Origin of the sequence: Acidovorax sp. SUPP1855, assembly GCF_030158955.1 — a bacterium.
GTDB lineage: Bacteria > Pseudomonadota > Gammaproteobacteria > Burkholderiales > Burkholderiaceae_C > Paracidovorax.
The window spans coordinates 25257-47416 of the sequence record NZ_BQXI01000031.1; the positions used below are offsets into that span (position 1 = coordinate 25257).

General features: G+C 64.5%; 22 protein-coding genes. 11 read left to right on the forward strand and 11 right to left on the reverse strand.

Features of this window, described 5'->3' with window-relative positions:
• Window positions 1-45: 45 nt before the first annotated feature.
• Window positions 46-1272 (reverse strand): flagellin, encoded by a 1227-nt coding sequence (locus AVMA1855_RS21505; protein ID WP_284427253.1) that lies wholly within the window; start codon window positions 1270-1272, stop codon window positions 46-48.
• A 385-nt stretch (window positions 1273-1657) separates the two neighbouring features.
• On the opposite strand from AVMA1855_RS21505, the gene AVMA1855_RS21510 reads away from it, so the two are divergent.
• From AVMA1855_RS21510 to AVMA1855_RS21540, 7 genes are all read left to right on the forward strand, one after another.
• On the forward strand, window positions 1658-2887 hold the full coding sequence (locus tag AVMA1855_RS21510; protein ID WP_284402651.1) for a flagellin: 1230 nt from the start codon (window positions 1658-1660) through the stop codon (window positions 2885-2887).
• 82 nt (window positions 2888-2969) lie between these two features.
• Window positions 2970-3200: an acyl carrier protein gene (locus AVMA1855_RS21515; protein WP_272565401.1), complete on the forward strand. Its 231-nt coding sequence runs from the start codon at window positions 2970-2972 to the stop codon at window positions 3198-3200.
• Window positions 3201-3206: 6 nt separating this feature from the next.
• Window positions 3207-4244 (forward strand): ketoacyl-ACP synthase III, encoded by a 1038-nt coding sequence (locus tag AVMA1855_RS21520; RefSeq protein ID WP_284407485.1) that lies wholly within the window; start codon window positions 3207-3209, stop codon window positions 4242-4244.
• 4 nt (window positions 4245-4248) lie between these two features.
• A complete protein-coding gene (locus AVMA1855_RS21525) occupies window positions 4249-5016 on the forward strand; it encodes an SDR family NAD(P)-dependent oxidoreductase (RefSeq protein WP_284427254.1) in 768 nt (255 codons plus the stop codon).
• Between the two features lie 7 nt (window positions 5017-5023).
• The gene (locus AVMA1855_RS21530; protein WP_284402647.1) at window positions 5024-5689 is read left to right on the forward strand and encodes a NeuD/PglB/VioB family sugar acetyltransferase; all 666 of its coding nucleotides are present in this window, start codon (window positions 5024-5026) and stop codon (window positions 5687-5689) included.
• A 46-nt stretch (window positions 5690-5735) separates the two neighbouring features.
• Entirely contained in the window at window positions 5736-6974 is a 1239-nt protein-coding gene (locus tag AVMA1855_RS21535; RefSeq protein ID WP_284427255.1) for an FkbM family methyltransferase, read from the forward strand.
• Window positions 6975-7022: 48 nt separating this feature from the next.
• Complete coding sequence (locus AVMA1855_RS21540; protein WP_284427256.1) at window positions 7023-8270, forward strand: WavE lipopolysaccharide synthesis family protein; 1248 nt, start codon at window positions 7023-7025, stop codon at window positions 8268-8270.
• A gap of 15 nt (window positions 8271-8285) precedes the next feature.
• Here the strand turns inward: AVMA1855_RS21540 and AVMA1855_RS21545 are convergent, their stop codons facing one another.
• The 10 genes from AVMA1855_RS21545 to AVMA1855_RS21590 form a co-directional block, all read right to left on the reverse strand.
• A complete protein-coding gene (locus tag AVMA1855_RS21545; RefSeq protein WP_284427257.1) occupies window positions 8286-9332 on the reverse strand; it encodes an oxidoreductase in 1047 nt (348 codons plus the stop codon).
• Complete coding sequence (locus tag AVMA1855_RS21550) at window positions 9329-10270, reverse strand: SDR family oxidoreductase (protein ID WP_284414722.1); 942 nt, start codon at window positions 10268-10270, stop codon at window positions 9329-9331. Before AVMA1855_RS21550 ends, AVMA1855_RS21545 begins: the two co-directional genes overlap by 4 nt.
• Window positions 10248-11138, reverse strand: coding sequence for an NAD-dependent epimerase/dehydratase family protein (locus tag AVMA1855_RS21555; RefSeq protein ID WP_284427258.1), 891 nt, complete (start codon window positions 11136-11138; stop codon window positions 10248-10250). Before AVMA1855_RS21555 ends, AVMA1855_RS21550 begins: the two co-directional genes overlap by 23 nt.
• Window positions 11128-11694 (reverse strand): dTDP-4-dehydrorhamnose 3,5-epimerase, encoded by a 567-nt coding sequence (rfbC, locus tag AVMA1855_RS21560; RefSeq protein ID WP_284427259.1) that lies wholly within the window; start codon window positions 11692-11694, stop codon window positions 11128-11130. Before rfbC ends, AVMA1855_RS21555 begins: the two co-directional genes overlap by 11 nt.
• Window positions 11695-11702: 8 nt before the next feature.
• The gene (gene rfbH, locus AVMA1855_RS21565) at window positions 11703-13019 is read right to left on the reverse strand and encodes a lipopolysaccharide biosynthesis protein RfbH (protein WP_284427260.1); all 1317 of its coding nucleotides are present in this window, start codon (window positions 13017-13019) and stop codon (window positions 11703-11705) included.
• 6 nt (window positions 13020-13025) lie between these two features.
• Complete coding sequence (rfbG, locus tag AVMA1855_RS21570) at window positions 13026-14114, reverse strand: CDP-glucose 4,6-dehydratase (RefSeq protein WP_284427261.1); 1089 nt, start codon at window positions 14112-14114, stop codon at window positions 13026-13028.
• The gene (gene rfbF, locus AVMA1855_RS21575) at window positions 14108-14878 is read right to left on the reverse strand and encodes a glucose-1-phosphate cytidylyltransferase (protein WP_284402635.1); all 771 of its coding nucleotides are present in this window, start codon (window positions 14876-14878) and stop codon (window positions 14108-14110) included. Before rfbF ends, rfbG begins: the two co-directional genes overlap by 7 nt.
• Window positions 14875-16005 (reverse strand): aromatic ring-hydroxylating oxygenase subunit alpha, encoded by a 1131-nt coding sequence (locus AVMA1855_RS21580; RefSeq protein ID WP_284427262.1) that lies wholly within the window; start codon window positions 16003-16005, stop codon window positions 14875-14877. The genes rfbF and AVMA1855_RS21580 overlap by 4 nt, the downstream gene beginning before the upstream one ends.
• Before the next feature lie 128 nt (window positions 16006-16133).
• Entirely contained in the window at window positions 16134-17285 is a 1152-nt protein-coding gene (locus AVMA1855_RS21585; protein WP_284427263.1) for a DegT/DnrJ/EryC1/StrS family aminotransferase, read from the reverse strand.
• Complete coding sequence (locus AVMA1855_RS21590) at window positions 17282-18958, reverse strand: O-linked N-acetylglucosamine transferase, SPINDLY family protein (protein ID WP_284427264.1); 1677 nt, start codon at window positions 18956-18958, stop codon at window positions 17282-17284. Before AVMA1855_RS21590 ends, AVMA1855_RS21585 begins: the two co-directional genes overlap by 4 nt.
• A gap of 250 nt (window positions 18959-19208) precedes the next feature.
• On the opposite strand from AVMA1855_RS21590, the gene motA reads away from it, so the two are divergent.
• From motA to AVMA1855_RS21610, 4 genes are all read left to right on the forward strand, one after another.
• Complete coding sequence (motA, locus tag AVMA1855_RS21595; RefSeq protein WP_272565425.1) at window positions 19209-20069, forward strand: flagellar motor stator protein MotA; 861 nt, start codon at window positions 19209-19211, stop codon at window positions 20067-20069.
• Between the two features lie 15 nt (window positions 20070-20084).
• Complete coding sequence (gene motB, locus AVMA1855_RS21600; protein ID WP_284402630.1) at window positions 20085-21023, forward strand: flagellar motor protein MotB; 939 nt, start codon at window positions 20085-20087, stop codon at window positions 21021-21023.
• Between the two features lie 66 nt (window positions 21024-21089).
• The gene (gene cheY / locus AVMA1855_RS21605) at window positions 21090-21476 is read left to right on the forward strand and encodes a chemotaxis response regulator CheY (RefSeq protein ID WP_092745669.1); all 387 of its coding nucleotides are present in this window, start codon (window positions 21090-21092) and stop codon (window positions 21474-21476) included.
• Between the two features lie 2 nt (window positions 21477-21478).
• Window positions 21479-22108 carry a protein phosphatase CheZ gene (locus AVMA1855_RS21610; RefSeq protein WP_272565428.1) on the forward strand — a complete coding sequence of 210 codons (630 nt, stop codon included), beginning with the start codon at window positions 21479-21481 and terminating at the stop codon, window positions 22106-22108.
• Window positions 22109-22160 lie beyond the last annotated feature (52 nt).

The following is a 22160-nucleotide window of genomic DNA, read 5'->3' on the forward strand; positions in this document are numbered from 1 at the left end:
CTTAAAAGGGTTCGGACCGCTCCGATCCCCCTTATAAGCCACTGATCAACCACGCAGCAGAGACAGAACGCCCTGTGGCAGCTGGTTGGCCTGCGCCACCATCGCGGTGCCGGCCTGTTGCAGGATCTGCGTGCGCGACAGGTTAGCCGTTTCCTTGGCGAAGTCGGCGTCCACGATCCGGCCACGCGATGCCGACAGATTCTCGGCCTGGATGTCGATGTTGCCCACCGAGTTTTCGAAGCGGCTTTGCAGGGCACCCAAGTCAGCACGGGCCGAGTTCACCTGGTCGATCGCGCTGTCGATCTTCTTCAGAGCGACCCACGCGTCCTTTTGAGTACCGACGGTCACGGTGTCGATGCCCTTCTTGTCGGTACCGGTGGCCGCTGCCAGCGTGGGGGCTGCGAAGCCCGTGTTTGCCGCGGAGAAGCCGGTCGTGCCGCCGAAAGTGATGGTTTCCGGCACAGGAGGCGTTGCGCTGGTCAGCTTGGACGATGCGAACTCCAGATCGTACGTGCCGTCGTCCTTCTTCGTCAGGAAGGCCGTCACACCGGTATCGGCGGACTTGTTATTGATGGCGGACACCACTTGGCCCAGGCGTTCCACGCCCGAACCGGCAGCCTTGATCTCGCCCAGATCGATGGCGGAGGCGGAACCCACCTGAATGGTCAGGCCACCCGCTGCGATCTTGGTGCCGAAACCGGTCACGGTTGCGTCGGAAGCATTGATGGAAGTCACGCTGCCGGTGGAGTATTCAATGTTCGACAGACCGGAAGCCGACGAGTTGGTCAAGGCACCGACGGTGATGTTTTCACCGGAGTTGGCACCCACCTGGAACAAGGCGCCTGCGAAGCTGCCGTCCAGAATCTTCTGGCCGTTGAAGCTGGTTTGCTTGGCAACGCGGTCGACTTCATCGGTGAGCTGCTTGACTTCGGATTGCAGGGCCTCGCGGTCCTTCTTGCTGTTGGTGGCATTGCTGGCCTGCACCGACAGTTCACGCATCCGCTGCAGCATGTCGCCGACCTTGCCCAAAGCGCCTTCCGCCGTCTGGGCCAGCGAGATGCCGTCGTTGGCGTTGCGGGCTGCCACGGCCAGACCCTTGATCTGGGTGTTCATGCGCTCGGCGATCGAGGATCCGGCTGCATCGTCCTTGGCGCTGGTGATGCGCAAGCCCGAGGACAGGCGAGCCATCGAGGTGGTGAGAGAGTTCTGCGACATCCCCAGATTGCGCTGAGCAGTCAGGGAAGCGACATTGGTGTTGATGGTAGAGGCCATTGAAATGCTCCTTGGTAACTTAAATTCCGGCTAGACCGCCGATCACAACGCTGACCCCCATGGCCAGCTGCCAAGACCGGGGCGGCAGTCACGTGAACCCATCCATCGCTTGCCGGTCAACAAATTCGCTTGAACCTGTTGGTTAGGTTATCGGGCAGGCCCTGGAGAACTTGAGCGTCTCCAAGCAAAAAAATCGACTTTCCCCGGCTCCGCCCGGGTCAGCCACCTCCCACAAGGGTGGATATGGACGGTTTTCCGCCCTTTTTTCCCCACGCCAGGAAAACCCCACCTGGGGAGAATTCTCCCAACGCTAGGGTTGCCCGCTGATGGTGGTGTCCTTGGCCACGGCAGCTGTGCCTTGTCCCTTTTGCGAAGGAGTTCCGTAATGGCCTCGACGATCAACACCAACATCGCCTCACTCAACGCCCAGCGCAATCTGGGAATGTCGGCAGCCTCGCTGACGACCACCATGCAGAGGCTGTCTTCCGGCCTGCGCGTCAACAGTGCCAAGGACGATGCGGCCGGCCTGGCCATCGCCGAGCGCATGAACACCCAGGTCAAGGGCCTGGCCGTGGCCTCCCGCAACGCCAACGACGGCATCTCGCTGGCCCAGACGGCAGAAGGCGCCCTGGGCAAGGTGGGCGACATGCTGCAACGGATGCGCGAACTGGCCGTTCAGGCCAGCAATGCGACGAACAGCAAGGCCGACCGGGCCGCGCTGCAGTCCGAAGTCAAGCAGCTTACCGACGAAATCGACCGCGTTTCCAAGCAGACCAGCTTCAACGGCCAGAAGATCCTGGACGGCAGCTTTGCGGGCGCCCTGTTCCAGGTGGGCGCCAATTCCGGCGACAACGTCACGCTCGGCGCCCTGGCGGACACCCGCGCCTCGGGCCTGTCCAGCATCATGTACTCGAGCACGAGCACCGCGATCGCCGTGGACGCGTCAGATACGTCGATCTCCGCCTTCGGCAGCGCGATCCCCGCAGGCGGCCTGACGATCCAGGTCGGTTCGGGCTCCGCCATCGACCTGGGAAGCATCAAGGCCGCCGGCTCGGGCGTGGAACGGCTCGGCCAGGTGATCTCGGCAATCAACAACAAGACGGCCGATACGGGGGTGACCGCCTTCCTGACCAAGAACGACGACGGCAGCTACGGGCTGGAGTTCGCCTCCTCGAAACTGACGAATGCCGTTCCCCCCGTGCCGGAGACCGTCACGTTCGGCGGCACCACCGGGTTCACCGTGGCCAATACGGGCTTTACCCCACCCACGCTGACGAACGCCACGGGCACCGGCCAGAAAGGGATCGACAGCGTCGATGTCGGAACGCAGAGCCAGGCCTGGGTGGCCCTCAAAAAGATCGACAGCGCGATCGATCAGGTCAATTCGGCGCGCGCTGACCTCGGGGCCCTGCAAAGCCGCTTCGAAAATGCCATCGCCAATATCGACATCCAGGGCGAGAACATGTCGGCAGCCCGCGGCCGCATCGTGGATGCCGACTTTGCCAAGGAAACGGCGAACCTGTCGCGCACGCAGATCCTGCAGCAGGCGGGCACTGCGATGGTGGCCCAGGCGAACCAGTTGCCCCAGCAAGTGCTGAAACTCCTGCAGGGCTGAAGAAGAAGGCATCCGGGGCTAATACACTGCCGTTGGAGGCCGAAATCTTGGTCTCAGCGACATTTTTCATTCTGGAGTACGCATGCCTTCGCCTTCCATCGAGCAATTCATCGAAAGCTTTCTGACCGCCGTCGATTTCCAGGAGCCGGTGGAGGTCACCGCGGATACCGAACTGCGTGCTCTGCCCGAGTGGGACTCCCTTGCCGCCCTGGGTGTCATCGTGATGTTCGACGTGGAGTACGGGAAAACGATTGTGGGCGACGACCTGAAGAACTGCGTCACGGTCACGGACCTCTACAAGCTGTTGGGGTAGACCACCATGGGCCTGTCCACCCTGCACAACGTGCGCTTTGCAGGCATGGCGAGCTGCGTGCCCAAGCGCGTGGTTTCCAACCTCGAGGATTGCCCTCCGAAAATCCGCTCGGAGCGGGAAAGGCTGGTTCGCAACATCGGCATCCAGCAGCGCCGCCTGTGCGCGTCGTGGCAATGCTTTTCCGATCTGGCGCAAGACGCCACGGAAAAGCTGCTGCAGGAATTACAGTGGGCCCGCGAAGACGTGGACGCGCTGATCGTCGTGACGCAGTCGCCCGACTATCCCATTCCCTCCACCGCGATCATCCTGCAGGACAAGCTCGGGCTGTCGCAGTCCACGATCGCGTTCGACGTGAATCTCGGCTGCTCTGGCTACCCGTTCGGGTTGCACCTGCTGGGCAGCATGATCGCGTCCGGCACGGTGAAAAAGGGCCTGCTGCTGGTGGGAGACCGCTCCGCAAGCGAAAAGGACCCGCTGTTCTCCGACGCCGGCACGGCGACCGCACTGGAATTCGATCCTTCAGCCGCGCCCATGTATTTCGACCTCAACAGCGACGGCAGCGGCTACAAAGCCATCATCAAACCGGTGGGTGGGCATCGGGAGCCTTATGCCTTTCATCACAGCATCCCCACGCGCGACGAGGACGGGGAACTGCAATGGCCGGACCGCCTCCTCCTCGACGGACCGGCCGTGCTCAGCTTCTCCACACAGAAAATTCCTCCGGCCGTGGAGCGCACGCTGCAATATGCAGGCGTGTCCAAGGACGATGTGGACTACTTCGTCTTCCATCAGGCCAACCGGATGATCAATGAAACCATCCGCAAGAAGCTGGCACTCCCCCCTGAGAAAGTCCCATCGACGCTGGCCGACTATGGCAACACCAGTGGGGCGACCCTGCCGGTCACCATGACCGCGCGCCTGAACGAAACGCTGGCCAGCGGCACGCACAAGCTGCTGCTGAGCGGCTTCGGCATCGGCCTGTCCTGGGGCACGTGCATCCTGGACATTGCAGGGGCACGCTTCCCGGCCATGCTGGAGTCCTGACCCAATGGACGCAACGCCCACGCCTTTTCACCTGCAGGGACAGCGCATCCTCGTCACGGGGGCCACTTCGGGCCTGGGCCACGCCACCGCCCTCGCCTGCGCACGCATGGGAGCCCAGGTCATCGGTGTGGGCCGCGACGAGCAGCGGCTCGCTCGCACGCTGCAGGCACTGCAATCCGCCGCACCGGCAGCCGGCCACCTCGTGGTGCGAGCGGATCTGACCCAGTCTGCCGATCGCTCCGAGTTGGTGGAGCAGATCGCTTCCGTGCCGTTGAACGGCATCGTTCACAGCGCAGGCATCTCGCGCCTGTCTCCCGTGCGGATGATCACCGAACAGCATCTGCGCGAAGTCCAGAGCATCAACGTGGACGCCCCGATGCTGCTGACGCAGGCACTTCTCAAGCGCAATCTGATCGCGCCGGGAGGATCGATGGTGTTCATCGCATCGATCGCCGCACACATCGGCGTGCCGGGAGTGGCCGCCTATTCCGGCACCAAGGCCGCACTGATTGCGATGATGCGCTGCCTCGCGATGGAAGTCGTCAAGCGGGGCATCCGGGCCAATTGCCTCTCGCCCGCCCTGGTTGAAACGCCATTGCTCGACGCCACCGCCACGCTCGTGGGCTCGATGGAAAAGGAGCGAGGCAACTACCCGCTCGGTTTCGGCCAGCCGGAGGACGTGGCCAATGCCGCCGTGTTCCTGCTGTCCCAGGCCAGCCGATGGATCACCGGCACAACGCTGGTGATGGACGGCGGCCTCACCATCAGTTGATCCCCCCATGGCTACGCCCTCCACGGATACGTCCGCTCCGCATCGGAACCTGCTCATCGTGGGCGCTGGTGGCTTCGGCCGCGAAGTCCTGACGTATATCGAAGACGACAACCCGCTGTTTCGCCCCAAGGGCTTTCTGGATTCGCGCACTTCGGCGCTGAACGGCATGCAGCGCTCGATCGGCATCGTGGGCGATCCCCTGACCTACACCCCCGTGGATGGCGACGTCTTCATGGCCGCACTGGGCGATCCGATGGCGAGATACAAGTACACCGAGGTACTGCGATCGGTCCACGACGTCGACTTCGCCACGGTCGTGCATCCCCAGGCCCATGTGACGCGGCATGCCCGGCTGGGCCGTGGCTGCATCATCGCACCCCGTGTCGGCATTTCGGTGGATGTCCAGCTGGGCGATTTCGTGTGCGTCCAGGAATATACGGTCATCGGGCACGATGTCCGCGTCGGGGATTGGTGCCAGATCAACAGCCACTGCTCCATCGGCGGCGGCGCGAAGATCGGCAACTTCGTGTCGATCCATCCCAATTGCGTCATCACCAGCGGCACGGTCATCGGCGACAACGTCAAGGTCGGTGCGGGCAGCGTGGTGTATGGCCGCATTCCGCCCAACATCACCATCATGGGCAATCCGGCCCGGCGCTTTTCCTGGAGTTGAACGTCTCCGGCGCCCCGGCACCGCATGCCCCCGCGAGCGACCCACCATGGCCTCACTGCCCCCTTCCTTCCCGCCCGACGCCTTGGTCAGCCGCATCAACCTGGATCGCTTCCAGCTCGATGAAGCACTGCTCGCCATGCTGGACCTGTACCGCCGCGACCCGCATTTCTGCATACCTGAGCAGGCGCGCGAGATCTTCGCCCGGCGCGGGGACCGGACGCGCTTCATCCTGCTGGGAACGAAGACCTTCGCGGAAGTCTTCATCCGTGCAACCCGCGACCAAGGCTGGGCCCTGGCCGTGGTGGATGATTTCAAGCACGCCAGCGGCGAGGACTACTACGGCGTGGACATCATTTCCACCGACCGCTTCCTTGCGATGCTGCGCGAGGACCCGGACATCATTGCCATCAACTGCTGCCGGACGGATTATTCAAGGCGGTTTTTCGACCGGCTCTGCACCCGCCACGGCATCGCCCATTTGAACCACGAGCAGGTCACCCGGCTCTTCGGCATGAATGACCGGGTGGACTACCGCACGGCCGACTGGGCCCCTGCCATCAGCAGCAGGTTCGATGAATTCCTGGCGCTGGAGCGGCGGCTTGCGGATGCACACTCCGTGAGCACATTGCGCAGCGTGCTCCTGTTCCACCTGAGCTGCAATCCCGAGTGGTATCTCACTGTGGCCAGGCCCTATTCGACGCTGTACTTCCGCTCGGGCCTGCTGACATTCTCGGACCATGAGAGGTTCGTCGATTGCGGCGCCTCCATCGGCGAATCCACGACCGGGCTGCTGGGCCTCACGGGCGATCGCATCGAACACTCCTGGATGATCGAGCCCGATCGGCTGAACATCGAGGTGCTGCGCAAGCTGCAGCAGGGCTACGCAGGCACCGCGCTCGAATCCCGGATTTCGCTGTATCCCTTCGCCGTCGGGGAGAACGACGCGGAAGCCCCGTTCCACCATCTGGGAGGGCATGGCGGCAGCATCGCCGTCGATCCGAGCGCGCCCTTGGAGACCGTGCGCATCCGGCGCATCGACGATCTCATCGATGCGCCTCCGACCTTCATCAAGATGGACATCGAAGGATTCGAGATCCCGGCGTTGCGAGGCGCCCAGGCGGCCATCCGCGCCGGCCTGCCCAAGATGGCGATCTCCGCCTATCACCGCGCGACCGACCTGCTGGACATCCCGGCACTGGTGGATGCCGTGGCCCCCGGCTACTCGATCGGGCTACAACACCACACCGAAGATCGCTGGGATACCTGCCTGTATTTCTATCGCTGAAACGCCTCTCCAGAGGCATTCACTCCACTACCCAGAGGGCACCGCAGGATGGCCAAGATTCGGGGCGGCCTTGACCGCGTTCTACTGAAATATCCGGAAATCGACCCGGCCAAGGTCCGGCTGATCGGCTGGGGCGCTGGACAGGCGTTCACGGACTACTACCCGCTGCTGGGCCTGCCGGTGGAATACACCGTGTGCCCGTTCACCGCCCACCAGGACAGGCAGATCCATGGCGTTCCCGTCCGCAGCCCCGAAGCGCTCATGAAGGAACCGCATGAGGAAGTGCTCCTGGTGATCTTCGCAGCGCATTCGGCGGAAATCATGAACCAGATCCGCAACCTGTGGGGCGACTACCGCTGCGTGCCGGCGCTCACCCACAGCGGCCGGCATGGAGACATCGACCAGCTCCAGGCTTTCTCCAGGGTGTTCGAAGGACTGTCCCTGCAGCGCAAACCGCCCCTGCGAACGCCTTCACTCGGCATCTTCGTGCAGGGCCCGGTGTTTCCCTATACCCCCATGGCACTGGCCTGGCAGCGAATGGCGTGCCCCGAGGCGCATCTGTGCTTCGTCACCTGGGATCACCAGTCCGCCGCCAGCCTCGATGCCTGCCGACCATGGGTGGACGCCGTGATCACGCTTCCCCAGCCCCAGAACATGGTGGACAGCCGCAATGCCATCATTCGCTCGGCCAAGGCGGGCGCCCGGCATCTGGCCGAAGTGGGCGTGCCGTACTCGGTGCGCATGCGAAGCGATACGGTCGTCACCGGATCGCTCTACCGGGCGGTGGAAGAACTGTTCGACGATGGCAGCAGGAACGAGGGGAAGTTCGGCTTCCTGGCGCATTCGTCCTGGAAGCAGATTCCCTTCCATTTCTCCGAGCGTTTTCTCGTGAGCCGCACCCAGGACATGTGCGAGCTGTGGGCACTGCCGGAAGACCTGCGCGGTGCGTCCGAGATCCAGCACCGGACCAACGAGCCCTACCAGCAGATCCAGAAGGCGGCCGTCGAATGCCTGCTGTGGCAGAGCCTGGCGCACAAGTGGGGTGAGCCGGCCCGGGACCTCGCCGATGGCTACCGGTTCGCCGCGAACCATCTTCTGCCGATGGACGAGTACGCCGATGTCCTGTCGCTCAAGAGCGTCCCGCTGTTCAATCTGACCCTCAACAAGGGCTTCGTCGGCACGCCCGCCTGGTGGCGGGAGGTCTACGCCGATCTGCCCTCGGCCATGCGGCAGGCGCACGAGGAAAGCGCTCAGGGCTTCACGATCGCCGAATTCTTCAGTGGCCGGGTCGGCTGACGGCCCCCGACCCGTTCAATAGAGCACGGCGCGCCGCTCGGGCGTCATGGGCTCGAGGGCTTCTCCAAGCTCCAGCCTTTGCACGAAGTCCGGGTTCGCAAGGAGCGCGCGGCCCCAGGTGACCATGTCCAGATGCCCCTCCTGGATTTCGTGCTCGGCATCCGCAGCGGACAGCGAAGCGCCCCCCATCAGGAAGTGGGGCCAGAGGGGACGCACACGGCGCACGATTTTTCCGGAAGTTTCGGCATAGGGCGCATCCGCGCAACTGATGTCCAGCTGCCGCAGCCCCAGGCGATCCAGCTGGGGGATGAGATGCTGCAGCATGTCGTCGAGGTCCGGCCACTCGTACAGTCCGCCCATCATCCGCGCAGGCGAGAGGCGGATCATGAGTCGCTGGGGGCCGCAAATGGGCAGCAGGCGCTCCACCAGTTCCAGCACGATGCGGCAGCGGTTCTCGACCGATCCGCCATAGGCATCGGTCCGGTCATTGATGCGCGCATCCAGGAACTGGTCAATCAGGTATCCATGTCCCATATGGATCTGCACGCCGTCGAAACCTGCATTCAAGGCGCGCTGCGCGGCCTCCTCGAAAAGACGGTAGATGCCAGGCATCTCCGATGTATGCAGCGCACGGGGCTGCCCGTAGGGCTGGCCGTTCTGGCGGTTGATGCCCGCCGCTGGCCGGTCCGTGGAACTGACCGGTGCCACCCCGCCAGTGAAGTCCGGGTGCGAGATCCGCCCGCAATGCCACAGTTGCGCCACGATGCGCCCGCCGGCCTCCTGCACCTGCCGGACGGCCGGGATCCAGCTGTCGGCCTGCTCGTCGTTCTGCAGGTGGGGCACGTTCCGGTAACCATCCGCCGAAGCATGGACCACGATGCCTTCCGTCAGGATGAGCGATACGCCGGCAGCGGCACGCCGTGCGTAGTAGGCAGCGATTTCGTCCGTGCAGCGGTGCTGCGCATCGGCAAAACCACGCGTCATGGCGGCCATGGCCACACGGTTGCGCATGGGACCGAACATGTCGTGGTGAACGAAGGGGCTCAGCAGTTGCAGGCTCATGGGGCGAACATTCCAGTGAAATAAGGGTGGTCGAGATAGGCGGCCAGACTGTCCTGCCATGTGCGCTGACGATCCAGCCCGCGGGCCTTCAGCGCAGCGTTGCGCATCACCACCGCATCGGGGCGCACGGCTTTTTCCTTGCGGGCCATGGTTTCCGCAGGAACACGCGCGATCTCGATGCGGCGATCCAGCCCCAATCGGAGCACGATCTCCCGCGCCAGTTCGAAGAAAGAGGCTTGCCCATGGGAAGCCATGCAGAACCGGCCCGTCTCGCCGCGCGCCAGCAACAGCAGGCTGTTGTAGGCCAGATCGTCCGTGAGCGTGGGCTGCCAGATGCGGTCACCGATCTCCATGCGGTCCACGCCGGAGCGCAGCAGTCCCGCGAGGTGCGGAATCAGCTTGCCGACGAAATTCTTGTCGCGCGCATGCTCTCCGAAAAACCCGCCCATGCGCACAGTGAGCGCCTGCGGCGATGCCTCCAGCACGATCTGCTCCGCCTCCAGCTTGAGCCGTCCGTACACGCTCAAAGGACGGGGGGGCGTGGCCTCGTCCACTGTCTGGCTTCCGTCGTAGATCAGGAAGGTCTGCGGGTAAAAAAAACGGGCCCCGCATTCGCGGGCCAGCTCGACCACGTGGCGGGTTCCTTCGATCTGCACCTGCGCCGCCGCGTCCGCATGGTCCTCGCACCAGTTGACGTCGGAACACACGGCGCAATGGATCACGATATCGGGCCGCCAAGCGCGCAAGGCCTGGGCCTGCTCGCGCTGGCGCACATCGAACGCGTGGCGGTCGAGGGCCGCGACCAGGGCAGTGGGTACCTGCTCAGCCAAGTGGCGGGTGAAAGCCTGCCCGAGCATTCCGCCGGCACCCGTGATCAGGATGCGCGAGCCCTCCAGGGCGGACAGTTCGTTGAATTCACGCAAATCGTCGCCCCTCATGTTCAGATCCAGACAAGAACAGGTCGGCAGCCATTTCGGGGACGCAGCGCATCACCTCGTTGGGCCGGTACGGCAGGGCGCCAACGAGCAGTCGGCCCGGCGCCTTCCAGACAGACCACCAGTGCTGCGCGAAATCCTGCATCGATACCGGCGAGCCCGATCCCACATTGCGCACCCAGGGCCTGCCCGCCTCGACGTCACCGCGCTCAGCCGCATGCCGGAATGCCCGGGCGACCGCCTCCACGGGGACGTAGTCGCGCACCTGCGCACCGGGTGTCATCGAAAAATCAAGGCCCTGCGATGCGGCCAGACGCAATGCCGGCCAGAAGTTCCCGGCGTACTGGCCTTCGCCGAAGACCGAGAAGATCCGCAGGTAGCACAGCTCCATGGCGTGTTCGATGGCGTGCGCATGCGCAGCCTGGAAACCTGCGGCCTTGGATGCCGCATAGCCATACGCGGGTGCCAGCGGTGCGCTGGCCGGAATGAAGTCGAAGGCATCCGCGCTGCGACCGTATTCCGCGAAGGTACCCGCCAGGACCGACCGCTTCACGCCAGCGGCACGCGCCGTATCGAGCAGTTGCAGCAAAACGGTGACGTTCCAGTAGAACAGGACCTGCCAGTCGGCCTGCTGCGGCGGTACGCCGGGCGACGCCAGGTGCATCAGCACGTCCGCCCCGGCCAGATCGGCGGGCGTCAACTGGTCCATGGCGCGGCTGAGCCACACAAGGCGAGGATGCACCGATGCAGGCGCGTCGGCCGGATGCCTCAGGACGGTGACGCGATGGCCCGCCTCCAGCAAGGATGCCAGCACGTGTCGGCCGATGAACCCCGTCCCTCCCGTCAGGAATACATGCCGCTCAGTGGTCATTCGGCAGTCCTTCCGGCATCTCAAAGGGGCTGGCGAAATCTTCCATCCGCGGATGCTCGCGGTCGCGCACCGACAGCACAGGATGGTCATCGGGCCAGGGAATGCCGGCAGAGTCCCAGCGGATGCCGGCATCATGCCGAGGTGCGTGGGCCGAGGTGACGTGATAGACGATGGTCGCGCCTTCGGTCAGTGCATAGCAGCCGTGGGCACACCCCGCCGGAATGTAGACCTGGTTGCCAAGCTCGGCGTCCAGCTCGAAGGTGGCAAAGCGGCCCTGTGTCGGCGAGCCTCGGCGCAGATCGACCACCACATCGAAGAGGCGGCCGTGGCTGCAATGCACCAGCTTGGCATGGTGGTGCGGCGGCAACTGAAAGTGCAGCCCGCGCAGCACGCCACGCCGCGATACGCTGTAAAAGCTTTCTACCCAGTCGCAGTCGAGCCCCCGGACAAGGAACGCCTCGCGGCTGAAGGTCTTCACGAATCGCCCGCGCTCGTCGGGCCGCACTTCGGGCTGGATCAGGTAGCAGCCCGGCAAAGGGCTTTCTTCGAAGCGCATGGTGGGTGCTAGAAGTTGACGCCGAAATAGGTTTCGATGCGATCGGCCACAAAGTCGATCATGGCCTCGCTCAATCCGGGGTAGATGCCCAGCCAGAACGTGTGCTCCATGACTGTGTCCGTATTCGCCAGGCTGCTGGCCACCCGGTACGTCTGTCCCTGCATCGAAGGCTGCCGGGTCAGGTTGCCGGCGAACAGCAGCCGCGTGCCGATGCGGCTCTGCTCCAGGTACTCCAGCAGATCGACGCGGCGGGTACCGGCCGCTTCGCGCAGCGTGAGCGGGAACCCGAACCACGAAGGCTGCGAATTCTCCGTGGCCCGGGGAAGCACCAGGAACTCCTCGCAGCTTTTTAGCCGGCTGACGAGATGCTCGAAATTGCGCTGCCGCGCCGCGATGAAACCGGGCAACCGGTCCATCTGCGCCAGGGCACAGGCCGCCTGCATGTCGGTGATCTTGAGGTTGTAGCCGACATGCGAATACGTGTACTTGTGGTCATAGCCTGGGGGCAGATCGCCCAGTTGCCAGCCATACCGCTTTCCGCAGGTGTTGTCCTTGCCGGGCCCGCAATAGCAGTCCCGCCCCCAGTCGCGGAATGACGTGACGATGCGTGCCAGTTCATCGTCGTTGGTGAAGACGGCGCCGCCTTCGCCCATGGTGATGTGGTGGGCCGGATAGAAGCTCAGGGTTCCGATATCACCGAAGGTGCCTACCAGCCGTCCGTCGTAAGTGGACCCCAGGGCGTCGCAGCAATCCTCGACGAGCCACAGTCCATGCTTGCGGCACAGCGCTTGCACCGCTTCCAGGTTGTAGGGATTGCCGAGGGTGTGGGCCAGCATGATGGCCTTGGTGCGCGGCGAGATCGCAGCTTCGATCAGCGCGACATCGATGTTGTAAGTGCCGAGCTCCACATCCACGAAGACGGGCACCGCGCCGTTCTGCAGGATGGGATTGACGGTGGTGGGAAACCCCGCCGCCACACCGATCACCTCGTCGCCCGGGCGGATGGCCCTCTGGCCCAATGCAGGAGACGTGAGCGCCGAGAAGGCGAGCAGATTCGCGGACGAGCCGCTGTTCGTCGTGAGCGCATGGCGCACCCCGAGGTACTCGCGTAGGCGCTTTTCGAACGCATCGTTGAAACGCCCCGTGGTCAGCCATCCGTCGAGCGACGCAGCCACCATGTTCTGCAGTTCGGCCTCCCCGATCACCTTACCGGAGGGTGGAATGGCCGTGGCGCCCGGCAGGAATGGCTGGGCGCGATACGCGTGGGCCGCGTATTCGCCAACGAGCGCGGCGATCTGCTCGCGGATGTGGTGCAACTTGTCCATAGAATTTCAGCGCTCAGCGGCGCAATACGATTCGATCTGACGCTCGGTCACCTGGCGCATGTCTTCGCCGCGAGCGTGTGCGGAATGCCATTGGGCAATGCTCTCCACGGCCTGCGCCATCGACCACCGAGGCCCCCAGCCCAACAGAGAGCAGGCCTTGCTGCTGTCGAGCCGAAGCATCTGCGCCTCGTGCACGCCCTCGGGCCCGGCCGCGAAGCGGCATTCGACAGGGCCAGGCCACGCGGCAGCCAATTGCCGAATGACGTCGCCGACGCTTCGCACGTCCTGCTCGGCGGGCCCGAAATTCCAGGCGCCCGATGCCACCGGACCCTTCTCGACGAGTCTCTGCGCCAATTGGAGGTACCCGGCCAGGGGCTCCAGCACATGTTGCCATGGCCGTACGGCAGCGGGATTGCGCACGTCCAGCGGATCGCCGCCGCAGGCGGCTCTCAGGAAGTCCGGAATCAGCCGGTCGCTGGACCAGTCACCGCCGCCGATCACATTGCCCGCCCGCGCCGTGGCCAGCGCCACACCGTGATCCGCGTGCCTTGCCGGGGCGAAAAACGAGTCGCGGTAACAGGCGGCCACCAGCTCGGTGCATGCCTTGCTGTTGCTGTAAGGGTCGAACCCGCCCAACGCGTCGTCCTCGCGATAGCCCCAGAGCCACTCGCGGTTCTCATAGCATTTGTCGCTCGTCACCACCACCACCGCGCGCACCGACGGCACGCGCCGTACGGCGTCCAGAAGGTGCACGGTACCCATGACGTTGGTCGAATAGGTGCCGACCGGATCGGCGTAGGACTGGCGCACCAGGGGCTGTGCAGCCATGTGGATCATGATCTCCGGCGCCGCTGCTTCCAGCGCGCCTGCAAGCAACGCCGCATCCCGCACATCGCCGATGACCGAATGCATGCCCTGCGCGGCCCGGGTCAGCGCGAACATCGCGGGCATGGAGTCCGCGTCCAGCGCATACCCCGTCACCTGCGCGCCCAAACGCTGCAGCCAAAGCGACAGCCAGGTGCCTTTGAAGCCTGTGTGGCCCGTGACGAACACCTTGCGTCCGGACCAAAAACCGCTGTCGGGACCGCTCACCATGACTTCCAGGGCGCATGGCCCCCCTGCCAAAGCTGTTCGAGATAGTTCTTGTCGCGCAGCGTATCCATGGGTTGCCAGAAGCCTTCGTGCCGATAGGCCTGCAACTGCCCAGACCGCGCCAACGCCTCGAGCGGAGGGCCTTCCCACACCGTCTCGTCGGAATCGATCAGATCGAAGACGGCAGGAGACAGCACGAAGAACCCACCGTTGACCATGCCGCCGGCGCCATCGGGCTTTTCGCGGAACGACAGCACGCGGTCGCCCTCCATGTCCAGCGCGCCGAAGCGGCCGGGTTGCCGGGTGGAGGTGAGCGTGGCCTGCCGTCCATGCGCCCGGTGGAACCGGATGAGCGCCGTGATGTCGATGTCGCCCACCCCATCGCCATAGGTGAAGCAGAAGGCCTCGTCCTCGCTCACGTAGCGCCGCACACGGCGCAGGCGACCACCCGTCTGGGTGGCATCGCCGGTGTCCACCAGGGTCACCCGCCAGGGTTCGGCATACCGCTCGTGAACGTCCATGCGGTTGTTCACCAGATCGAACGTCACATCGGACATGTGCAGGAAATAGTTCGCGAAGTACTCCTTGATCACGTAGCCCTTGTAGCCGCAGCACACCACGAAGTCATGGATGCCATGGTGCGAATACATCTTCATGATGTGCCAGAGAATCGGGCGGCCGCCGATCTCCACCATGGGTTTGGGCTTTTGCTGCGTCTCCTCGCTCAGGCGGGAACCCAGCCCCCCCGCCAGGATGATGGCCTTCATGCTTTTCCGCCCATCGATGTTTCGGAGCCCTGAAGCGCCCGGGCATAGGCCGCCTGGAAATGCGCCACCCGGTCCTCGATCCCGGCGCCCACGAGGGCCGGGCGCTGCGCCTGATCGACGCCCGCCTGCACCTTAATGCAAATACCACCGTCTTCCGCGAACACCTTGCGCGTGAAGGCGTGGCCGTCGGCATGGATGTGTTCCATCATCTTGGCGCCGGCAGGCGTGGTCCCGGTGAACTCCACGCCCACAGTCCTCGAGTGAACCGTGGTCTGGCGAGACGTGGTCGGCTCGAACGACTGGACATGGAAGCTGTAACCCATGAACGACGTAACAGTCAGGTTCGGAAAAATATGGTGGTGGGTGTAATGCGCGAAGCGCCAGGGCCACTGCCCGATCTTGCTCTCCATGCGGGCGAACCGCGCTACCCACTGCGCATCGGCGGCATGCTCCAGGTGGCTGTGCAGGCGATCTTCGAGGAAGAAGCGGGGTGCCGTTTCGGCCCGGTCCATGCCGTCGACCTGCATGAAGGTGCGCGAATGCACGGCAGGGACGTGATACCCCTCGAGGGCATTTTCGATCACGATTTTCCAGTTGGCGTCCACCGGCTCTCGGAACTCGTCCAGCAAGCCTTGCATTCCCTCGCTGGCACGCTCGAGAAAGGCGTATTGCTCGCCCAGATACTCGCGCAGTGCCGGGCCGCCTTCGGAAATACGGACGAATACGAACTGCCCCACCGCCTCGCAGTTGAATTCCTGCAGGCGAAAGCGGGCAGGTTCGGCCACCACCTCGGGAAAGCAGTGTTTCGCCGGGATGCCGACCGGAACGCCCTCCCGGTCGTACACCCAGCCATGGTAGGGGCAGCGCGCAGGCCCGCGGTGCGTGCCCGATTCGCACAACTGGGCATGCCGGTGGGAGCAGACATTGAGGAAAGCACGCGGCCGCCCCTGGCTGTCACACTGGAGCAACAACGACACCCCGCCCACCTGCACACCGCGGTGCACGAGACCGTCGAGTTCGAAGCGCATGCAGACGAAAACCCAGCTTTCGCGGAACAGCCCCTCCAGTTCGCGGGCGTGGTGATCGGGATCTCGATAGAAGTGGGGGGAAACGACACTGGTCGGCATGGATCGACTCTTCTGGATGGATGTTGCAAGGACCGCGGCTCCGTGTTCGGTACCGGTCTGGGGCCTGCCGAGCCAGCGGCGGCTCGTACAGCCCATTGTCTCTACAGTGATCTGAAATGGGCCCCTTCCTAGCTGCGCATTGCCTGCTCCATCACACGGGTGAGCCGCTGCATCTGCGCAGGATCCATCTTCGGAAAGAACGGCAGACCGATCAGGGTCTCGGCGAGCGCATCCGCTTGGGGCGTGGGCAATAGCGTACAGAAGGGCAACAGGGCTTCCATGCGGTGCATGAGAGGCTGGTACCAGCGACGCGTCGCGATGCCCTGCGCGGCACACAGTGCCTCGAGCCGTCCCCGGCAGGCAGCGTCGGGCATCCGTGCACACAACAGCGTCGGTGCTGCAATGGCACCGGCCGGGCCCGCCATCTGCCATGCAATCCGGCCGTCCGCCGCGCGTGCAAGGGCATCCTGCATTTCCCGCTGCAACGCGCGCCGGACCTGCGCGCCCTGCTCCCAGCAAGCGAGCGATGCCAGCGCCACGGCAGCGTGCAACTCGCTCATTTTGGCGTTCGTTCCCACCGCAGCCAGGGCGCCGACCGGCAGGTGGCTGGCCGGGTCGAGGTTGATGCCGAAATTGGCCAGTTGACGCACTCGCGCCGCCAACCCGGGACGGGACGAGACCACGAAACCGCCCTCTCCCGCCGGCAGCGACTTGGTGGCATGGAGACTGAACACGAGGGTGCAAGAAGCGCCTGCCAGCCACTGGCTGCCAAAGCCGGCTGCCGCATCGATCACCACCGGAAGGCCCGTTTCGTCCTCGAAGCGTTGCCAGGCCGCCATGTCGTGCGGCATGCCGAGGGCCGCCACGGGCAGGACGGCATCCACGGCATCGGTGGCATGGGCCGCGCGCGCGATGTCGGGCGTCAGCAGCCAGCTGTCGGCATCCACATCGCAGAGTACCGGCACGTGGCCGGCGCGCAGCACTGCCGTCGCCGTGGCAGCGAACGTGAAGGTGGGCATGAGCACCCGGGAGCCGGCACGCAGCCCCAGCGATTGCAGCACCAGCTCCAGGCCCAGGGTGGCGCTTGCCACGGTCGTGACCTGTTCTGCGCCCAGGCCGAAGCGCTCGGCGAAGCGGTCCTCCAGTTCGCGCACCAGGGGGCCGCCGTTGGAGTAATAGCGCGCGGAATGCATGCGCTGCAGATAGGGCAGGAGGGACAGCGGGTCCGGCACATCCGGCACCAGCAGAGGAATGGGATCGGTGGGAGCGCCGGCGGTCATACGGAGGGCGTGCCGTGCACACGCTTCTCGCCACCGCCCAGGCGTGCCAGGGCCGGCTCCGCATCGGCGAACACATCCAGGAAACCGTCACGGCCTTCCAGGTAATTGAGCCACATGAGCCGGAACGCCTTTTCCAGCTCGGCCGTGCGGGCGGCATAGTCCATGAGTGCGCAGGCGGAAACGCGTTGCCGTGTTTCGTGGCGCAGGCGGGCCAGGGTTTCCGGATCGGCCATGAACGCCAGGGCCCGCTCGACGTATTGGTCGTCGCTGCGCGCCACCCAATCGGGATAGCCCACGCCCTGCAGCGTGCGCGCGGTGCTCGCGTCCACACCGCGCTCGGCGTCCAGCGCCACGATCGGCAGCCCCATCCAGAGGGCATGCAGCGTGGTGGTGCCGCCGGAGATCGGGGCCGTGTCGAGCGCCACGTCGGCGATATGCCCCAGTTCCATGAACTGGTTGAGCGGTTGCTGGTGCATCACGAACACCCGGTCCAGCGGCAGGCCCTGTGCCTCGACCCGCATCTGCATGTTGGCCTGCGCGGCCTCGGCAGACCGCTCCTTCACCATGATGACGAGGCGCGCATCGGTGCGTGCCTGCAGGATGCGACCCCAGACGCCCAGCATGCGGTCCGTGACCTTGGCGGAATTGTTCAGCGAGATGAGCGTGGGGTAGCCGTTGCGCAGCATCGGCGGCTCTTCGCACAGCGGCGCATAGGTGGGCGGCGCGTAGCTCGCCATGCAGGCCAGGCGAAAGAGCCGCTCGCTGTAGAAGACTTCATGGCCCGGCGGGGTGATGCCAACATCGGTCAGGCGGTAGTCCATGGCCTTCATGCCCAGCGGGCTCATGAATCCGAGCCACGTCACCTGCACGGGCGCTGCGCGGCGCGCGAAGACCAGCAGGCGGTTGCCGGCGGTGTGGCCCGACAGGTCCACCAGCACGTCGATGCCGTGCGAGCGGATGAGCGTGTACAGCTCGTCGTCGGACAGGTGGATCATCTCGTGCCAATGGGGCACGCACTGCTGCAGGGCATCGGTGATGCCGTCGCGCCGCCCGCCCGAGTACACATGCACCTCGACCTCCTGCGGGTCGTGGTGGCGCAACACGGGCAGCATGAAAAAAGCGATGGAGTGCTCCCGGAAGTCGGCCGTGACATAGCCGACCTTGAGGCGTTTCTTCGGCCGCCGATCGGCCACGACGAGCGGAGCGGCCTTTCGCGTCAGCGGATCGGCGTAGCGCCGGCCCCAGTCCCGGTAGACCTCCAGCGTCTTGACGGGATTGCCCTCGATCTGGTCATGCAGGAAGGCGCGCATCACCCACATGGCCGGATTGTTGCCGCGGCGACACACATCGTCGATCATTTGCAACGCTTCGGCATGCCGGCCCAGGTTGAACAGCGCGAACGACAGGCCATGCTGCGCATCCGGCATGCCGGGCTGCAGGTTCAGGGCGGTCTCCAGCGCCGGAATGGCCTGCGCCCAGTTTTCCATCTTGAGGTAGGTGCGCCCGACATGCATCCACACGTCCGCACGCTGCGGATCGAACGCCAGGGCGGTCGCGAATTTCGTCAGGGCACCCATCAGGTCCTGCTGCGCCAGGCACTGCTCGGCCTGGAAGAGCGCGATCAGCAGCTCGGCATGCTCTTGCACATCGGCGTCGTCGGTGGAAGTGGGCATGGAGCACATCGGCGGCAGGCAATGGGGAAGGGTTGGATCGGGGGCAGTGGATCGAAACGGATGGGGTCCATCTTAGGGGCTCGCGGAGCCTGCGGTGGCCCCAATAAACCATGGTTTGCCCGCCTGTTTTGGCGGTGGGCGGCCGGTTTCACCAACAGGGCAAAGGGACTTGTCAAGGGGAACGAATTGGGGTGTATCCCACCTGCATTTCCGTTTTTGCGCTTCAAAAAGACTCTGACAGAATGGCCCCATGTTTGTAATCATCGGTTACCTGGTCTGTCTCGGGTGCATTTTCGGCGTGTACGTGGTGCACGGCGGGAATGTGAGCGTGATCATCAAAGCGCTCCCATTCGAGATGATCACGATCTTCGGCGGCGCGCTGGGCGCGTTCGTGGTGAACAACCAGCCGAAGGTGCTCAAGTCCACACTGAAGGCGCTGCCCATGGCGCTCAAGGGATCCAAGTACACCAAGGCGCGGTACATGGAACTGATGGCCATGCTCTACGACATCCTGCAAAAAGCCCGCAAGGAAGGGCTGATGGCCATCGAAAAGGATGTCGAGACGCCCCACGAGTCGGAAATCTTCAAGAAATACCCCACGGTCGGCAACGACCACCATGTGATCGAGTTCATGACCGATTACCTGCGCATGATGGTGTCCGGCAACCTGAACGCCCACGAGATCGAGGCGCTGATGGACAGCGAGATCGAAACCCACCACCAGGAAGCGCATGCCCCCGTGGCAGCGCTGGCCCGCCTGGCCGGCGCCCTGCCCGCCTTCGGGATCATCGCGGCCGTGCTCGGTGTGGTGAACACCATGGGCTCGGTGGGCCAGCCGCCTTCGGTGCTGGGCGGCATGATCGGCTCGGCGCTGGTCGGCACCTTCCTCGGGATCTTGCTGGCCTATGGCGTGGTTGAACCCCTCGGTGGCCTGGTCGAGCAGAAGCTGGAAGATGCCGCCAAGGAACTGCAGTGCATCAAGACCACGCTTTTGGCCAGCATGCAGGGCTACAACCCCGCCACTGCGATCGAATTCGGCCGCAAGGTCCTGTTCTCCACCGACCGACCGAGCTTTTCCGAGCTGGAAAGCCACGTGAAGGGCAAGAAGTAGGCTGAAGACGCCACCATGGCCGACAAGAAACTCCAGCCGATCATCATCAAGCGCGTCAAGAAGGGCGGCCATGCCGTGCATGGCGGCGCCTGGAAGATCGCCTATGCCGACTTCGTGACGGCCATGATGGCGTTCTTCCTGCTGATGTGGCTGCTGGGCTCCACCGCCAAGGGCGAACTGCAGGGCATCGCCGCCTACTTCAACTCGCCGCTGAAGGTGGCCATGCAGGGGGGCGACGGCGCGGGCAACAGCTCGAGCGTGATTCCCGGCGGCGGCAACGACCTGTCCAAGGTGCACGGACAGGTGCGGCGCTCCGACTCGGAGACGTCGACGAACCGCCGGGCCAACCTCGAAGCCGCACGCGCCGAGCGCGCCCGCCAGGACGAGATGCGCATCAAGGCGCTGCAGGCCAAAATCGACGCGCTGATCACCGAAACGCCCAAACTGAATGAATATCGCTCGCAGATCCGCATGGATGTGACGCCCGATGGCCTGCAGATCCAGATCGTGGACGACCAGAACCGGCCCATGTTCGACAGCGGCAGTGCGTTGGTAAAACCCTACATGCGCGACATTCTTCGAGAAATCGGAACCGCGCTCGGCGGCGTGCAAAACCGCATCAGCCTGGCGGGCCACACCGACGCAACGCCCTACGGTAACGGCGACCGCGGCTACAGCAATTGGGAACTGTCGGCCGACCGGGCCAACGCCTCGCGCCGCGAACTCGTGGCCGCCGGCATGCCGGATGCCAAGCTGGGCCGCGTTGTCGGGCTGGCGGCCAGCGATTTGCTGGAACCCAAGGAGCCGCGCGCGCCCGCCAACCGGCGCATCACGATCACGGTTTTGACCCAGGAAGCCGAGGAACGGCTGCTCGGAAAGAAATCTGCCACCATCACTTCCACGGAGTTCACCGCCGAAAAGCGCGAGAATCCGGCATCCGCCCCTCGGCCGTAACGTCTTGTCACCAAACCTGCGGCCCATGACAATACACACTGCAATTTCCGACCGAAAGGGTCCCACGTGACCACTGCACTCCGCTTTTTGATCGTTGACGACTTCTCCACCATGCGACGCATCGTGCGCAACCTGCTCAAGGAAAGCGGCTTTGCCGATGCCGACGAGGCGGAAGACGGCGTGGTGGCGCTGAACAAACTGCGCAACAGCAAGTTCGATTTCGTCGTCACCGACATCAACATGCCCAACATGAACGGATTCCAGCTACTGGCTGAAATCAAGAAGGACGACAAGCTCAAGCACCTGCCTGTGCTGATGGTGACGGCGGAAGCCCGCAAGGAAGACATCGTGGCAGCCGCCCAGAACGGGGCAGCCGGCTACATCGTCAAGCCGTTCACCAAGGCCACGCTGGAAGAGAAAGTCACCCTGATCCTCAAGAAAATGGGCCTGTGATCATGGATACCTCGGACAACAACCTTCCGGAAGCCGGCGCCGTTCACAACAAGATCGGCCAGCTGACCCGCCAGCTGCACGACTCGCTGAACGAACTCGGCTACGCCGACAAGCTGCGCGGCACGATGGGCGAGTTGCCCGATGCGCAAAGCCGACTTTCCTACATCGCGCGCCTCACGGGCGAAGCGGCGGAGAAGGTATTGAGCCGGGTGGAGCAGGCCAAGGCCCAGCACGACTTCATCGCCGAGGAAACCCGCCGCGTCGTCTCCTCGCTGGTCAAGGACCCCGTGGCGGCCGTCGCCAAGGGCGAGATCATGAACTTCCTGCACGACGTGGAACGCGTCACCAAGGAAGCCGACGGCCACCTGACCGAAATCATGATGGCGCAGGACTTCCACGACCTCACCGGCCAGGTGATCGCCCGTGTGGTCAACCTGGCGGCCACGATCGAAGAGCAGCTGGTGCAGTTGCTCATCCAGACCGCCCCCCCGGCCGCGCAGGCGCAGGTCGCCCCGGTGGTGGAAGCGCGCCGCGAACACCTGGCCGGCCCGGTGGTCGATCCCGAAGGCACGCCCGATGTGGTCACCGACCAGTCGCAAGTGGACGATCTGCTGGCCAGCCTGGGCTTCTGATGCCGGGCGGGCGTTGGCGCTCCTGAGAAAGGAGCATCCACCGCATATCCAC

Excerpts from the sequence above, each read along its gene's own strand:
- AVMA1855_RS21505 (WP_284427253.1), bottom strand. The coding sequence starts at position 1,272 with ATGGCCTCTACCATCAACACCAATGTCGCTTCCCTGACTGCTCAGCGC.
- AVMA1855_RS21510 (WP_284402651.1), top strand. The coding sequence starts at position 1,658 with ATGGCCTCGACGATCAACACCAACATCGCCTCACTCAACGCCCAGCGC.
- AVMA1855_RS21515 (WP_272565401.1), top strand. The coding sequence starts at position 2,970 with ATGCCTTCGCCTTCCATCGAGCAATTCATCGAAAGCTTTCTGACCGCC.
- AVMA1855_RS21520 (WP_284407485.1), top strand. The coding sequence starts at position 3,207 with ATGGGCCTGTCCACCCTGCACAACGTGCGCTTTGCAGGCATGGCGAGC.
- AVMA1855_RS21525 (WP_284427254.1), top strand. The coding sequence starts at position 4,249 with ATGGACGCAACGCCCACGCCTTTTCACCTGCAGGGACAGCGCATCCTC.
- AVMA1855_RS21530 (WP_284402647.1), top strand. The coding sequence starts at position 5,024 with ATGGCTACGCCCTCCACGGATACGTCCGCTCCGCATCGGAACCTGCTC.
- AVMA1855_RS21535 (WP_284427255.1), top strand. The coding sequence starts at position 5,736 with ATGGCCTCACTGCCCCCTTCCTTCCCGCCCGACGCCTTGGTCAGCCGC.
- AVMA1855_RS21540 (WP_284427256.1), top strand. The coding sequence starts at position 7,023 with ATGGCCAAGATTCGGGGCGGCCTTGACCGCGTTCTACTGAAATATCCG.
- AVMA1855_RS21545 (WP_284427257.1), bottom strand. The coding sequence starts at position 9,332 with ATGAGCCTGCAACTGCTGAGCCCCTTCGTTCACCACGACATGTTCGGT.
- AVMA1855_RS21550 (WP_284414722.1), bottom strand. The coding sequence starts at position 10,270 with ATGAGGGGCGACGATTTGCGTGAATTCAACGAACTGTCCGCCCTGGAG.
- AVMA1855_RS21555 (WP_284427258.1), bottom strand. The coding sequence starts at position 11,138 with ATGACCACTGAGCGGCATGTATTCCTGACGGGAGGGACGGGGTTCATC.
- rfbC (WP_284427259.1), bottom strand. The coding sequence starts at position 11,694 with ATGCGCTTCGAAGAAAGCCCTTTGCCGGGCTGCTACCTGATCCAGCCC.
- rfbH (WP_284427260.1), bottom strand. The coding sequence starts at position 13,019 with ATGGACAAGTTGCACCACATCCGCGAGCAGATCGCCGCGCTCGTTGGC.
- rfbG (WP_284427261.1), bottom strand. The coding sequence starts at position 14,114 with ATGGTGAGCGGTCCCGACAGCGGTTTTTGGTCCGGACGCAAGGTGTTC.
- rfbF (WP_284402635.1), bottom strand. The coding sequence starts at position 14,878 with ATGAAGGCCATCATCCTGGCGGGGGGGCTGGGTTCCCGCCTGAGCGAG.
- AVMA1855_RS21580 (WP_284427262.1), bottom strand. The coding sequence starts at position 16,005 with ATGCCGACCAGTGTCGTTTCCCCCCACTTCTATCGAGATCCCGATCAC.
- AVMA1855_RS21585 (WP_284427263.1), bottom strand. The coding sequence starts at position 17,285 with ATGACCGCCGGCGCTCCCACCGATCCCATTCCTCTGCTGGTGCCGGAT.
- AVMA1855_RS21590 (WP_284427264.1), bottom strand. The coding sequence starts at position 18,958 with ATGCCCACTTCCACCGACGACGCCGATGTGCAAGAGCATGCCGAGCTG.
- motA (WP_272565425.1), top strand. The coding sequence starts at position 19,209 with ATGTTTGTAATCATCGGTTACCTGGTCTGTCTCGGGTGCATTTTCGGC.
- motB (WP_284402630.1), top strand. The coding sequence starts at position 20,085 with ATGGCCGACAAGAAACTCCAGCCGATCATCATCAAGCGCGTCAAGAAG.
- AVMA1855_RS21610 (WP_272565428.1), top strand. The coding sequence starts at position 21,479 with ATGGATACCTCGGACAACAACCTTCCGGAAGCCGGCGCCGTTCACAAC.